Genomic DNA, 13,492 nt, shown 5'->3' with positions numbered 1-13,492 from the left:
CTATTGATCCTTGTATAAATGATGACATCACCACAACTCGGCCTGCTTCCAGCACGCGGCAATGATGYTAGCGCGTTGCTGTGCGCTGCGCAGCCGATTGCGGGCGGTCGTTTTGAGTTCGGTGAGCGAGTGTGGGCAGAAGTTGGCCAGGGCATGGCGCTTGAGCCAGGCCCAGAGATACTCCACTGGATTCAGGTCCGGGCTGTAGGRCGGGACAAAGGCCATCTGCACTGCTCCACCAGTGCTATCGAGGTAGTCGCGCACGATGCGACTCTTGTGCTGTGCGGCGCCGTCCCAGATGATCATCAGGCGGCGCTTGAGGTGTGCGCGCAGTGCCTTGAGGAACTCCACGATCTGTGCGCTCTTGATCGCGCCGTCGTAAAGGCGGAACAGGCAGTTGTGATAACTCAGGCCCGCGATGGCCGAGACATGTTTCCAGTTGAAATGAAACTGGATGACTGGTGTTTGACCTTTCGGCGCCCAGGTGCGCACGCGCGTGGGTCGCTCCGAGAGTCCAGACTCGTCAATGAAGACGATCAGCCGTTGCTCCCGCGTACACTTTTTTTGAGCGCGGGCCAGGTCTTTTGCTTCCACGCCAGCACGGCGTTCTCGTCGCGTTCGATAGCGCGTCGATCTGGGCGTTGGGGTGAGAAGCCGAGCGAATCCAGAATGCGCCAGACATGGGCCTCGTTGTATGACACCCCGAAGCGTTGCTCGATGAGTAGACGCACCCGTTTGAGCGTCCACAGTTCGGTGCCAAAGCCATGCTCGGTGGGGCGCTGCAGCAAGGCACGACACAACTGCTCGCGCTGGGCATCGTCGAGCAACGACGGCCGTCCACGGTTGTTCGCTAACAGCATCCGTCCAGCGCGAACCCGCTTTCTGGTCGCTTCGTCCATCTTCCYWGCCATGCAATCGACTCCCGATCAACGCCTTGATCAGATAACGCGTCAGACTCGAATCGGTTGTCATGATTTATACAAGTCTCAATAATCGGCACTCCGTGGTCAATGGGCAACTCCGTCGCGCCGCTATCGTGCAGCCTGGCGATAAGCTCGAGTCGCTGCAGGCTTGGTTCTGTGTCCCGGCCCGAGAATTCCAGTTCACATAGGGGTGCAAGGAGACTACGGATGCGCCGGTAATCATCAGTCAGCGTTTCGCGCACGCTGGCTGCATGGCTGGCGGGAGGCTTGTCCGGTAGCTCCCCAAGCAGTGTTCCAATCTCTGCAAGTCGGGCCTCTGCTGGGCGCGTGTTGTCACGAACGAGCGCTTTGATCGCGACCAGTTGTTGTCGATATTCAATTGCCGATCGAGCCTGTTTCGTTGTGGTCTTGTTGTAGGCATGCCGAACCAGATCGGAAACACGGCGCCCTGTTTGATAGAGCAACGAATCGGTCAACTCGAGCAGCGTCACGCGCAGGAAAAATACCAGCTCAAGAGTGCGCGTCGACACCTTGAGCTCGCGGGTCTTCACCGGACGGCGCGCCTGTATCCGCTGTGCCCAGGCACGCTGCTTATCGATCGGCACGGTGTCCAGCGTCCATGTGTGTACCCCGATCGCCTTGAGAAACCGAATCTTCTCCAACGTTTCCGTGAGCGTCGTCGGACTGTGCCGGGCCGGCGGCGACTTGAGCCAGTCGAGAACGGTCATGCCTGCGGCGTCGTGTTGGCTCGATAGTGCTGCATCGGCGCGTCTCAGTTGCGTCTCAGGGACGGTCGCCTCGATCAAGGTGAGAGTGTTGCGCTCGATCTCAGCCCAGACCGATCGTCCGAGATCCCGCAACGTCCGGTCGGCGGGAATCAGAATCCTTCGTTCGTACAGCCAGCAGTTCGCGTGCTGGAGCAGTTCGTCGAGCGTGAGCGATTCCTTGGCATCCTGGCGCATCCATGCTTCGAGGTCTGCCCACTGGTCCGGGCCGATTGACTTCAAGCCCAAATACCCGCAGGCCCAGATCAGGTGATCGTAGAGCGTCTTGTACCGCCGATATAGGGTCCGAAGCGATGCGATCGTCGGCGTCGGTAGGCCGAGCCGCTGGCCGATGTAGTGGAGCAACTGGCGCGGCAGCGTACTGACCTGGCCGAGGCTATGCCCACTTGCGCGCAGAAATACCAGTTGGATGGCCGCCCCGGCGCGCCGATCGTGCCGAAAGCGCTCATTGATCGCCGCGACGTCGCTGTCGGTCAGCGCGAAATACCGTTCCACATCGAATTCCGACAGCCGAATCGGCAACCGGTCACTTCCCACATAGCGAAATCCCAAGCCCGGCATATCTTGCCCCCATCGAGATGGCGCGATCCGAATCGCGGGCGGTTATGTTACGCCCTCCTCTCATTCATAGCGGCCAACAGGTGTGGGCTTTTCGGAAAGCGTTGTCGACAAAGGCTTTCGGGGAAACCGCCAGATTTTGCACGAAAAGTACGATTACCCCAGCCAGAGGTGCCGCAGCGCCTGCACGGCGTGACGCTGGTGGACCGGCATGGCTTGCCACGCTACTGGGCCAACGTGTGGGCACTGCTGAGTTTGTCCGATCTGGCCGAGCTGACGCGACTCCGAAAACTGCACCACGTAGAACGGCTCTACCTCTATGCCGAGGAGTTGCTGGGCGTCGGCGCATTGGATGATGCGCTGGCGGACTTGGATGAGGTCCGGCTTGGCAATCTCCTGGAAGGCTGGTTCATCTCGATCCGCAATCAGCCCCGGCTGACGGCGTCGGATCAGGAACGCTGGCGTACCGGGCTCGAATTCGTGGTGGCGGTGTCGACCTGGCTGGGCCAAGGCATGCCGCACGGCGATCGGCTGTCGCAACTCGACGCCCGCTGGCAACGACTCCATCTGCTCTACAGCCAACTCCAGATTCAACGCCAGCACCGCGTCGAGGTCTTGCGTTCGCTGCCGGCCGCGGTCGTGGAAGCCCTGTATGAGTTATTGGACCCCAGTTCCGACACCAACCCGTTCAAAGGGCTGCGTACCCGCTGGCGCGTCTTCACCGCCTTCGTGCTGATGCTGCATCAAGGCCTGCGCCGTGGGGAGCTACTGCTGCTCACCGCGGATGCCGTGAAGTCGGGCTTTGACGCCAGGCAGCAACGGACACGCTACTGGCTCAATGTGGGCGAACGCCGTCACGGCGACGAGGATCCGCGGCACTCGCGGCCAGGCATCAAGACCGCCGCCTCGATCCGCCAGATTCCGGTCAGCGAACTGACGGCGAACCTGGTGCAGAGCTACGTCGACAACTACCGCGGACGACCCAATCATCCGTACCTGCTCAACGCTCAGACCAATACGCCACTCTCGACCGAATCGCTCACCAAACTCTTTGCGCAGGCTTCCGCCGCCTTGCCGCCCCACGTGCTGGCAGAACTGGAGGACCGGACTGGCAAGACGAGCGTGACCCCGCATGACTTTAGGCATACCAGCGCCGTCGTGAGGCTCAATCAACTGCTCACCCAAGGCGACGCGATGGACGAAGCCCTACAGAAATTGCGCACCTTCTTCGGCTGGTCCCGCACGTCGGATATGCCCGCCTACTATGCGCGCGCCGTGTTCGAAGACCGCCTGGCGGCCGTCTGGAATAATGTCTTTGACGACCGGGTGGCGGTATTGCGCGCCTTGCCGCCAGGAGCCCGCGATGCCGGCGCCGCCCGTTGACCTCAACCAATGGGCAGCAAGCGATGCCGATGCGTTGCTGGACGAGATCGTGCGGCAACTGCCCGCCCTGCCACCGCTGCTGCGTTACTACGACGACTTCGATGACGCCACACGGGTGATCCAGAGTCCCGCAAGTGCGACGGTCTTCGTTGTCCATATCAATGGGGGCACCCAGTATCTCGACTTCTCCGTGTACGGCAGCAGCTACGCGACGCTGCTGAAGCACCTGTTTCTGTATTTACTCGGGGAAGACCTGCATGTATCGACGGCGACGGGATATCTGCAGGCTGCCTAGCATCTGAGCTACGCCGAAGTCGTCGCCCTGCTGATGGCCGGTCCAGAAAATAGCGTGTCCAGTTGGACAGCGTTACGAGCGCTGGGGAAAACCACCGATGCTTATGGGTTCGCCAAGGTGCTGCTGCGACTGCTCTGCCACTACCACTTGTGCGGCTGGTCGCCGCTGTACCGCGAGTTCCTCAGTGCTGCCCTACCCTGGCCAGCTCGGGACAAGTATGCCGGCGTACGCACGGGCGACGTCTTCCTGTCCATTGAGGAGGAGGCGGCGATCGTTGGCTTCTTGGACGAGACGGCCCTCGCGTTGCRCAATGGCGCACATCTGGATGACGCCGCGCTGTGCGATGCGGTGATGCTGTTGTGCGCCTATCAGTTCGGCATGCGGCCGATCCAGATTGCCCTGCTGGCCATGCGCGACGTGCGCGTCTGGCAGGACGGCAGTGACGATCTACCGGCCGTGCATCTGACCTTCCGCATGGTGAAGCAACGGCGCGGTGCCACCATCCAGCCTCTCCCGCGTCGGGTCAAACGGGAATGGGCGATCCTCCCGGCACAGCTGGAGCAACGGCAACGCACAGACGGTCACGACGGCAGCACGCGCTTCTGTACCGTGGCATCGACCTCGGAAGTGTCTCAACGCATTGCCGCGTTGACCGAGCGACTGCTGGGCGTGCGCGCCACCGCCACCGACCTGCGGCATACCGCGGCCCAGCGACTGGTCGATGCCGGCGCCAACCAGGAAGAACTCGCTGCCTTCCTCGGCCATGCAGACCTGGCCACGGGCCTGGTGTACTTCGACAGTTCGCCCAATCAAGCCGAGCGGGTCAATCGCGCCCTGGGGCTGTCGCCGGTCTATCAACAGGTGGTCCGCATCGCCCATGCCCGCTTCATCAGTGCGGAAGAACTGGGTACGCTCAAGGGCGAGCAGCAGATTGCCGGCGTGCCGCACGGTGTGCCGATCGCCGGCATCGGTGGTTGCACCAGTGGCCAACCGGCCTGCCCCTTCAATCCGGTGACGTCATGCTACGGCTGCCACCGGTTCATGCCGGTCCGCGATGTGACACTGCATCACGAGGTGCTGGCGGCCCTGCGTGAGGTGGTGCGCTTCTTCCATGAAACCTCGCGCGATGAGGCGGCGTCCCCGGCGTACCTGCAGTTGCAGCGGGCGATTGCCGGCGTGCAAGCGGTGCTGGCCGAGTTGGAGCCGGAGAAAAAATGAGTACTGGCTACCTCGCCTACGTAGCCTTGGGGCAGACCTTGGCGGCGCAACGCGGCTTGGTCTGGACCCTGCCTCTAGAGTCGGATGGGCGCGTGTGCAAAGGGCATGGTTGGAATCTCTCCGCACTCGCGGGCGAGGTGATGGCACCGGCCTACTACCTGAACCATCTCGGCCGTGAGGCCAAAGCGTTGAAGGCCTTGGCGGCGCAGTCGACTGCGCTAGTTCCGGGGCCACTGTCGGCGGCCTGGCAGGACTTGATCAAGGCCGCGACCCTTGAACAGTTGCTGGTCAAGCGCAACACCACTGGGCACATCGCCGGCCAGATCGTGCGCCCCCTGCGCGTGCTCGCCACCTGCTTGCCCGACACGGAGCCGTGGCAACTGACAACGCTGGATTGCCACCGCGCCATCCATCTGGCGAGCAGCCTCCAGGCCTGTGGCAAGTTGGGGCAAGTCGTTGAAGGCGTTCTCCGGAACCTGTTCGATGTGCAACGGTTGGCGGACGTGGGGCCGCTTTACCAAAGCGTGCCCCGGCCGCAAGCAACAGCGACGCGGCGCCGCCGCGCCGCGTTCCTGAAGTCCGAGGACGAGCTGCGGGAGAGCCTCGAGCAACGCAAGCGTGCTGAACGATTGCCGCAGCGGCGTGCCTTCTGGGAACTGGTGCGCATCGTCATGACGGAGCCGCCGCGCAGCTTCGTCGACACGCTACGCTTCCTGTGCCTGCGCGCGATGATCGTGACCGGGTTGCGCATCGGCGAGGCCGTGCAGCTGCCTGCAGACTGGCAACGCACGCGCGCCTACTACGATCAGCATGGCCAGTCTGCGGGAGCGCTGGGCGGCTACGCGGATGCACTGCTGCTGCGCCACTTCGCGGAAAAGCAGCAGGCCGCGACCGCGGACAGTCGTGTGCTGTTCGAGAAGGCCCAGTATGTGCCGGAGATGTTCCGCGAGCTGCTGACGAGTACGCTGGAGCAAGCCAGGGAGCTGACCGCACCGCTGCGACAGACGCTGCGACGACAGACTGAAAGCCGACGTCTGCTGCCGTGGTACGCGGAGCATGACGTCGTGCCAGCCGCTCACCTATACCCTCACCTGACCGGCAATCCGTTCTGGGCCGCCATCGATGGCGAGCTCCGAGCCCGCCTGCAGGAACGCTATCGCGCGCAGTTCGACATCACCTTGCTGCAGGAGATGCATGACCTGCAACTGGCCAGCCACGCGCGGCAGCCTCGCCTGGATATGGCTGCCTATATCTATCTGAACCGTCTCGGCAAGGCCATGGGAGCCAACGGTCACGCCCTGTCGTTCCGACGTCCGGATGGCAGCGTGATTGCGCCAGGCACCCGAATGCAATGGGCGCAGGCGTGCCTGCACGTGGGCGAGCTCGAAGCCTATCTGCAGGCCGCGGTGCCAACCAAGCTGTCGGATACGGCGCCTCTGCCGCTGATGTCTGGCCAGATCCAGAGCTGGGAGTTGCTGTTCCTGTTCCCCAAACGGTCGTTGGCGGAAGAACGGGATGATGGCATACACCGAGCTGTTCCGGCTCGGGGTGGCCGACACGATCATCTCCAAGCGATTTAACCGGCGTAGCGTGGCACAAAGCTACGTGTACGACCATCGTAGCCTGGCCGAGGAGCTGGACCAGATCGAGTTGCCGGTCGAGGTAGAACTCGCCCTGGGCGAGAAAGCGGCCACGGTGGCCAGGATGATCCAAGCCGGCAAGGCCAGCGGCCCCCTTGTTGCCGCGTTCCTGCGCATCCAGGCCGATGCAGGCGACGAGGCGGCCTTCGGCTATCTGAAGGCGGAAGCCGATGGCTTCCACGTGACCCCGTACGGCCACTGCCTCAACAGCTTCACGGTGGATCCCTGCCCCAAGCACCTCGAATGCTTTACCGGCTGCCGCCATCTGTCTGCGACCAACCTGCCCGAGAATCGGGGGCATCTCGTCAGGTTGGAAGGCAAACTGGCCGCCGCCCTCGCGCATGCCGAGGCCCGGCCGGCATCGACGCCCGGGCGTGACAACCAGATCGCGCATGCCCGGACTCGGCTGGATGGCGTACGCCGGTTGCTGGCCACGCCTGAAGGTGATCATCCGTTCCCCGACGGACCGGACCTGTCCGTCGCCCCGCCACGCGGAGTGCTCGATGACTGAGACGAAAAACACGGACTCGGCGTTGGAGGATCCGGAGATGCAGCACATCCTGGAAGATCTGCTGGCCCACGACGAGAACATTACCGCGCGCGCCGTTGCGCGCCGACATCCGCGCCTTCATGCGGCTTCGTCCATCACGCGTAGCCCTGCACGTAGCCAGTTGCTCGCGCAATACCAACAACGGCAAGCCGAGTTCCGTCGCTGGCAACGCCGCTTGCCGCACCAGGCCTCTGCCCTAACCGCAGCGACTCTGGCGGAGAAGGACGTGCGGATTGCCACGCTCGAGCGGCAAGTTGCCTTGTTGACTGCCTCGCATCTGGCCATGCTCCGCGTCGTCGGCGAACTCGGCGGCTTCGGCAAGTGGGCCGCCTTCTACGAACACTATGCCGAAGCCCGCGCCCAGCTCGACGCGTTGGGCGCCGTGCCAGTCGCGACGATCACGCCGCTCTCAACCACTCCCCCAAAGGGCAAGCCACCGAAAGCGTAGGCATCTCGCCACACCTCGAAACAGTGTTGCGCGGATCCTGGCGCTCCTACGCAACGAAGTGATGTGCAAGCGTTGCGCAACAGGCGGCAACGCTGCCCTGTGGATAACTTCGCTGGAATCCCGCTATATACAATATTGGGCAGTAAACGCCCCTTGCAACAGTGAGCCCCAAGATACCAACTGTCGGTGTTTATGCTTGTAAAGGCCAAATCAGAATGRCCAGCGCGGCGTTGCAATGATGCCCGGCCGTGTTTGGGCCCGGGCAAACCAACTTACTGGAGATGCTGCCCGCCGTTGATGGCAATGTTTGCGCCGGTCAGGAAGGCTGCTTCGCGGGAGCACATATACACGACCAGCGCAGCGACCTCCTCGGGCTCACCCAGACGGCCAACTGGAATCTGTGGAATAACTTTGCTGTCCAGAATATCCTGGGGTACAGCCATCACCATCTTKGTGGCGATGAATCCGGGCGAAACGGTGTTGACGGTCACACCATTCTTGGCGACCTCGAGCGCCAATGACTTCGTGAAGCCATGCATGCCGGCCTTGGCTGCAGCGTAATTGGTTTGGCCGAAACCGCCCTTCGAGCCGATGATGGATGACACATTGATGATGCGACCCCAGCCGCGCTTGACCATCTCATCGCACACAGGCTTTGTCATATTGAACACCGAATCGAGATTGGTCCGCATGACCGCATCCCAGTCGACTTTGTCCATCTTTCTGAAGCTCGCGTCTCGCGTAATCCCTGCGTTGTTAATCAGAATATCGATTGGACCTATCTCCTCTCGAATCTTTCCGACACATTCCTGACACGACTCATGGTCCGCAACGTCAACTGGATAGGCATGGAATCGGCGCTCTTCCGCCGCCATCCGCTCCAGCCAGCTTGCGACGCCGGCGTTGCTCGGGGAATGGGTCACAACCACTGTACAACCTGCGTCCTGTAGTTTGGTACTGATAGCCTCGCCCAACCCACCCATGCCCCCCGTTACCACGGCAATCCTCTTAGTCATCTCCATGCCCCTATGTCGCTTGCGCCGTTGCCCGCCCCGCAGCCAGCCAACAGCATGTCTCAAGTCATTTATTTTTCCGCAGAACCGAAATGATGCACGGAACTGCGGATTCCATAGAGAGCTACGCCTTAGCTGCCCGGGATATCTGCGCCGTACGATGCCGCACGACCTTGGCCACTGCATTTGCAGCGGTATCGAAACTGTTCTCAGCAACCTGCACCGCTTGCTTGGTCGTCGACTGCACGGTTTCGTACAACGTAGTAGTTGCATTGATAGCGGTTTGCACCGCAGCGAACACCGCCTCGGAGCCCGCGGGCCCGGCGTTTCCAACGCTTTCCACTAGGCTCTGGACTCCACGCTTGTTGGCCTCGTAGTGGGCTTCGGCGACCTTGTCGAACTCGGTCCTTGTAGACGCCGCGATTTCGAGGAAATGGTGGCGATACGACAAGGACTTTTCGGCCACGGGTTGCAGTAGCTCGATTTGCAATGCTATCAACTCCTGTGGGTCTTTGACCGACAAGGCTCGCTTCATGCCTTCCCGTGTCTCTGCTAACGTGGACCTCATGGTTTGAAGATTCAGCTCAAGCAATCTCTCAAAGCCATCGAAGACTTTGCTCGTCAGACCAACCAAGGTATCGAGACTTGCCTTTTGCGCTTCCACGATTTTCTCTGGGGAAAACTGATTCATCTTTCATCTCCTTAGTGCGACCCCAGCCCTGCGCCATCCGACGACAGCACATTTGAGACCGAGTTCGGTAGAAACGACCGCCGCATGGTAGGCGGTCTTGTGATGCATGTGGACTACCTAAGGCTTGAGAGCGCGACCATCTCGGCAGACACATCCGACGAGCGCCGCGTCAGGTCTCATCGTACGCCAGCAGCTGTCTGACAAGTTCTTCCGCAGGAACGCCCGAAAGCCTTGAGGACAAAGGACAGCATACCTTTGGAGAGTAACTCGCGGTGTGTCCAGCCGGTGCCCCGGTACCTGCTGGCGCGCCGCATCGCCGGACCTGCGCAGCACTCGCTCCTGGTAAAGGTGTGCAGGCGCAGGTTTCAAACAACCGTACGCTGTCAATAGGAGCGACCAGGCAAAACCCTCGCCTGGCGCGTCGTCACAGGGGGCGCGTACGAAGCTACCGGCTGCTTAGCGGCACCGCGCGATGGCGTTGAGGATGGCGCCKCCGCTGGCCGTGATGCAGGGATGTCGGCGCCCGGATTCGAGCCTCTCCAGACTGACAAGCTGATGTTCGATGAGCGTGTCAAGGTCCGCGCGATCCAATTCAGTCTGATCCGAGGCGTCCTTGATTAGCATGAGGGTTGCCACTTCATGAGGACTCAGCATCCTTGTCTCCGATGTTTTATAGGTTCGGTCTGCTGGAGAGCTTCAATTACCGTTGCCGCGCCGGGCGCTTGGCCCATGCGGTTGAGACTGGACCTCTTTGCAAGGTCCTTGACCACCGGGCGCCAACCCCGCGCCGGGAAAATTCATTCAATACTGCCCAATGCAAATTATCAAGGCGTGACATGAATTTTTTTTGACAGTTACCATCGCCAGATCAACGTTCACGCATGCGCAGCGCCCCGTGGATCAATCGATATCTCCCAAACCGTAACACACCGTTGCATATGCTGCGATGCACCGCGTACTTGAAAACGCCGCATCCTGATTCCAAATTAATTTTTTGATAAAATTTTTCCGCCCACCTATGTTGCAACGCGGGATAGCCGGCGAGCGGGTGGTTGTTCAGTGGTACCGTTGGCGCGACATCAGAAGCAAATGGTCAGGAGCCGGGTAATGCCACGGCTTCGATGGGCAAGGTGACGTGCAGCGTATCGAGCAACTGCCCCATGCCGGCGAACAAGCGGAATAGGCTGGCCTGCTCAGTGTACTGCCCGCTCAGGTACGCGATGCGGGCGTTGTAATATTCGTTTTCAGCRTTCAGCAGATCGAGCAGCGTACGCTGTCCGATGCTGAACTGCAATGCGTACGCCTCGCGCGTCGCCGCACCGGCACTGACATATTGCTTGAGCACCACGAGACGGTCGCGAGAGGTCAGATAGGCATTGAATGCCAGTGACAGGCTTTCCTGAACTTGGCKGCCCGTGCGCCTGAGCGCCTCTTCGGCTTCCCGCGTTTGGGAACCCGTCTCGTTGATTCGCGCCACGTCGGCTCCGCCCCGGAAGATGTTGTAACGCAGGCGCAGCATCGCGCTGCGATCATTGGTCGGCCCAAACGGCCCCTGCCGATCGTGAGTGACGGCCAGCTCGAGGTCCAGGCGCGGCCATAAGCCGGCCTTGGCTCCGGAATGCAGGGCATCGGCGGCATCTACGTCCGCCTGCGCGGCTTTGAGTGCCGGGTGGTTGGCCATGGCCGTGCTCAGTGCCGCAGCTTCTGTCGGCGGCAATGCTTGCTCTGGCGACGGCGGTTTGACGAGCGCACCCGGCGGCGCGCCCACCAGGCGCAGATATGCGGTCTGCGCATCTTTCAAGCCGCCCTCTTCAGACCTTAGGTAGTCCTGCGCCAACGCCAAGCGACTTTGCGCCTGGTATAGGTCGGCGCGCCGGCCGACGCCGCCCTCGCTACGCTCCTTGATCTGCTCGTAGATGCGCTGATGGGCTTGGAGATTCTCGCCGGCAGCGGCCACGTTATCCTGACGTCGCAGGACTTCGAGATATGCCGCCACCGTGCGCAGCGCGACGTCCTCTGCCGTGGCAGCAACATTGTATGCGGAGGACGCGACCCGGGCGCCCTGGCCTTCCACCCCGCTCTTCACGGCAAAGCCATCGAACAGCATTTGCGTCAAAGTGAGATTGGAAGTCTTGCGCGTAAAAGTCGCGTCGCTTAAACCAAGAATACGCGTGTCGGTGTTGTCGAGACGTTCCCGGCCAGCGCCAGCGCTCACATCGACGCGCGGTAGGTAGCCCGCGCGCGCTTGCTTTAGTCCCGCATCCGCCGCAAGGCGGTGGTAGGTGGTAGCAAGTACATCCGGGTTCGTTCGTATGACCTGCTCGACGGCCTCCTGCAGCGTCTCAGCTTGTGCTTGCGGGGCTAGAGCAGCCGCAAGCCACGCCGCGACGAGTATTGGCCGGGACAGATTCTTCTTCATGCGCTCTTCCCCCAGGCTGCACGCCTGCTTGCTTGACGCTTGTCGGATGCAGCACATGGTATGAGAGTCAATCACTCCTTTCAACTGAATTTCAGCAGGTTGCCGGGTTACAACGGCCATTACCGGAGACGCTTAATTCAAAGGACGATGGGGGCCCGCTTGCGCTGGCGCAGCGCCAAGTCCGCTTGGCCGAGCCTAGACCCCGGGATCGGCTGCGTTCGATCGCGGCGTCAGCACGCACGAACAGGTCACGGTCGCACGTTCGATCCTCATTCCGGATTCCTGGCTGCCACATGCACAAGCAGGTTGCAGCCAGGTATGGCTTGGGGTCGGGCGGGTGCCGCGCGTTATCGGCATGAGCACGTGGCCGGGTCGACGGCATGGAGGCCTGTCTCATATTACACGTGACCTGTTGACGTTGCATTCAGCAGATACGATATCAGCATCCCGCCACTGTTATCCGTCGCTAGGTGAAATCCTTGAAGCTCGTACTGGCCCTTCAGATCGATGTGCGCTGTATGCAGGCCATCGCTTAYCGTCAGGGTACCGCCGCTACCGTCCTGACTTGCGGCAAAGGCTATCGTAGTCCCGGGGCCAGCAAGGATATCGGCGAGGTCCAGGCGATTGCCATCGCCCAAGCCGGACACCGTGCCGGTGAATGCCTGCGAATCATCCAGCTTCAGCGTACCGTTTGCTCCAGTGGCGAACGTCGTATTTTCACCTGCAGCAGAGCCATATTCGAGGGTTGCGCCCCCGTCAATAACCGCAACCCCGCTACCAGTGACTTCGCCAGTGACCGTAAGGCTGCCGCCGTGCGCCCAGAGGACACCGGAGTTCGCCACGTTTCCGTGCACAATGAGCCCGCCGCTTCCGGTAGCCTCAAGCGTTCCGACATTGACAACGTTGTTTGAGCCGGTATCAATCTCGAGCGCATTAACTCCGCTCGCAATGACGGTTCCGTCGTTGATAAGCGTCATCTGCCCGCCCCCGAGATGCCCTGCGCCCGAGATGGTATTGTCGATATTCGTGAACAGGGCACCGGGCGTTGTACCAAAGATGACATTTCCACCGTTGTCCGACAGCGTCACCTGACCACCGCCTCGAAGCGTAATACCATCGGAGAGGATCTCGAGATCGGTTTCGCTCCCCAGCGAGTTCAACATGATCGAACCCGTGTTGAGGATCGTGCCGCCGAGCGGCAGCACGGCGCTATCACTGACGACCATCGTGCCGGCATTGCTCATGACCGGCTCCTGGTTGAACACGAAGTTATCGCCGGTCAGTACGGCTGCGTCGACACCCAATACCGTGATTGTCTCACCGGAGCCCAGCGTGATCACCGCATTGCCGCCCGCGTCGTTAGCCATGTGCGTCTGGACGTCGCTGAAGCTCGCGACGCCAGCAAAGCCGACAAGGTCGATTTTGTCCGATGCGGCGTTGAAGCTATGAATCGTGTCGTTCTGGATCGGTTGGGCAAATACAAACAAATCGCTTCCATTCGCGCCGGTGAGATGGTCGGTGCCCGACCAGGCAAAGATTGGCGATCCCGGCGCGTAGGCCTCGACGTTG

At 61.3% G+C, this 13,492-nt stretch carries 11 protein-coding genes and 3 pseudogenes; 6 read left to right on the top strand and 8 right to left on the bottom strand.

Features of this window, described 5'->3' with window-relative positions; all coding sequences use genetic code 11:
• Window positions 1-27: 27 nt before the first annotated feature.
• The 3 genes and pseudogenes from AC1DS3_RS32545 to AC1DS3_RS32535 all read right to left on the bottom strand — a co-directional run.
• Window positions 28-747, bottom strand: a complete 720-nt coding sequence (locus AC1DS3_RS32545) for an IS630 family transposase (RefSeq protein ID WP_477128774.1) — start codon at window positions 745-747, stop codon at window positions 28-30.
• Window positions 642-860: pseudogene (locus tag AC1DS3_RS32540) on the bottom strand (winged helix-turn-helix domain-containing protein); the annotation flags it as partial. The pseudogene AC1DS3_RS32540 and the gene AC1DS3_RS32545, both read right to left, overlap by 106 nt.
• Before the next feature lie 131 nt (window positions 861-991).
• A pseudogene (locus tag AC1DS3_RS32535) lies at window positions 992-2,269 on the bottom strand (DUF4158 domain-containing protein); the annotation flags it as partial.
• 168 nt (window positions 2,270-2,437) lie between these two features.
• On the opposite strand from AC1DS3_RS32535, the gene AC1DS3_RS32530 reads away from it, so the two are divergent.
• From AC1DS3_RS32530 to AC1DS3_RS32505, 6 genes are read left to right on the top strand one after another with little or no spacing between them, the layout of a single operon-like run.
• Entirely contained in the window at window positions 2,438-3,649 is a 1,212-nt protein-coding gene (locus tag AC1DS3_RS32530; RefSeq protein ID WP_441641464.1) for a site-specific integrase, read from the top strand.
• A complete protein-coding gene (locus AC1DS3_RS32525; protein ID WP_441641463.1) occupies window positions 3,630-3,944 on the top strand; it encodes a hypothetical protein in 315 nt (104 codons plus the stop codon). The genes AC1DS3_RS32530 and AC1DS3_RS32525 overlap by 20 nt, the downstream gene beginning before the upstream one ends.
• 54 nt (window positions 3,945-3,998) lie before the next feature.
• A complete protein-coding gene (locus AC1DS3_RS32520) occupies window positions 3,999-5,162 on the top strand; it encodes a tyrosine-type recombinase/integrase (protein ID WP_477128773.1) in 1,164 nt (387 codons plus the stop codon).
• Complete coding sequence (locus AC1DS3_RS32515) at window positions 5,159-6,742, top strand: hypothetical protein (RefSeq protein WP_477128772.1); 1,584 nt, start codon at window positions 5,159-5,161, stop codon at window positions 6,740-6,742. Before AC1DS3_RS32520 ends, AC1DS3_RS32515 begins: the two co-directional genes overlap by 4 nt.
• Window positions 6,678-7,313, top strand: coding sequence for a hypothetical protein (locus AC1DS3_RS32510; protein WP_477128771.1), 636 nt, complete (start codon window positions 6,678-6,680; stop codon window positions 7,311-7,313). Before AC1DS3_RS32515 ends, AC1DS3_RS32510 begins: the two co-directional genes overlap by 65 nt.
• Window positions 7,306-7,800, top strand: a complete 495-nt coding sequence (locus AC1DS3_RS32505; protein ID WP_441641460.1) for a hypothetical protein — start codon at window positions 7,306-7,308, stop codon at window positions 7,798-7,800. The genes AC1DS3_RS32510 and AC1DS3_RS32505 overlap by 8 nt, the downstream gene beginning before the upstream one ends.
• 272 nt (window positions 7,801-8,072) lie before the next feature.
• Here the strand turns inward: AC1DS3_RS32505 and phbB are convergent, their stop codons facing one another.
• From phbB to AC1DS3_RS32480, 5 genes and pseudogenes are all read right to left on the bottom strand, one after another.
• Window positions 8,073-8,816, bottom strand: a complete 744-nt coding sequence (phbB, locus tag AC1DS3_RS32500; protein WP_441641466.1) for an acetoacetyl-CoA reductase — start codon at window positions 8,814-8,816, stop codon at window positions 8,073-8,075.
• A 121-nt stretch (window positions 8,817-8,937) separates the two neighbouring features.
• A complete protein-coding gene (locus tag AC1DS3_RS32495; protein ID WP_441641459.1) occupies window positions 8,938-9,504 on the bottom strand; it encodes a phasin family protein in 567 nt (188 codons plus the stop codon).
• 456 nt (window positions 9,505-9,960) lie between these two features.
• On the bottom strand, window positions 9,961-10,158 hold the full coding sequence (locus AC1DS3_RS32490) for a hypothetical protein (protein WP_441641458.1): 198 nt from the start codon (window positions 10,156-10,158) through the stop codon (window positions 9,961-9,963).
• 439 nt (window positions 10,159-10,597) lie between these two features.
• Entirely contained in the window at window positions 10,598-11,923 is a 1,326-nt protein-coding gene (locus AC1DS3_RS32485; RefSeq protein ID WP_477128770.1) for a TolC family outer membrane protein, read from the bottom strand.
• Window positions 11,924-12,321: 398 nt separating this feature from the next.
• A pseudogene (locus AC1DS3_RS32480) lies at window positions 12,322-13,492 on the bottom strand (Ig-like domain repeat protein); the annotation flags it as partial.

Source organism: Cupriavidus sp. 01L46 (assembly GCF_056399905.1).
This window is presented reverse-complemented; position numbering and strand designations above follow the sequence as displayed.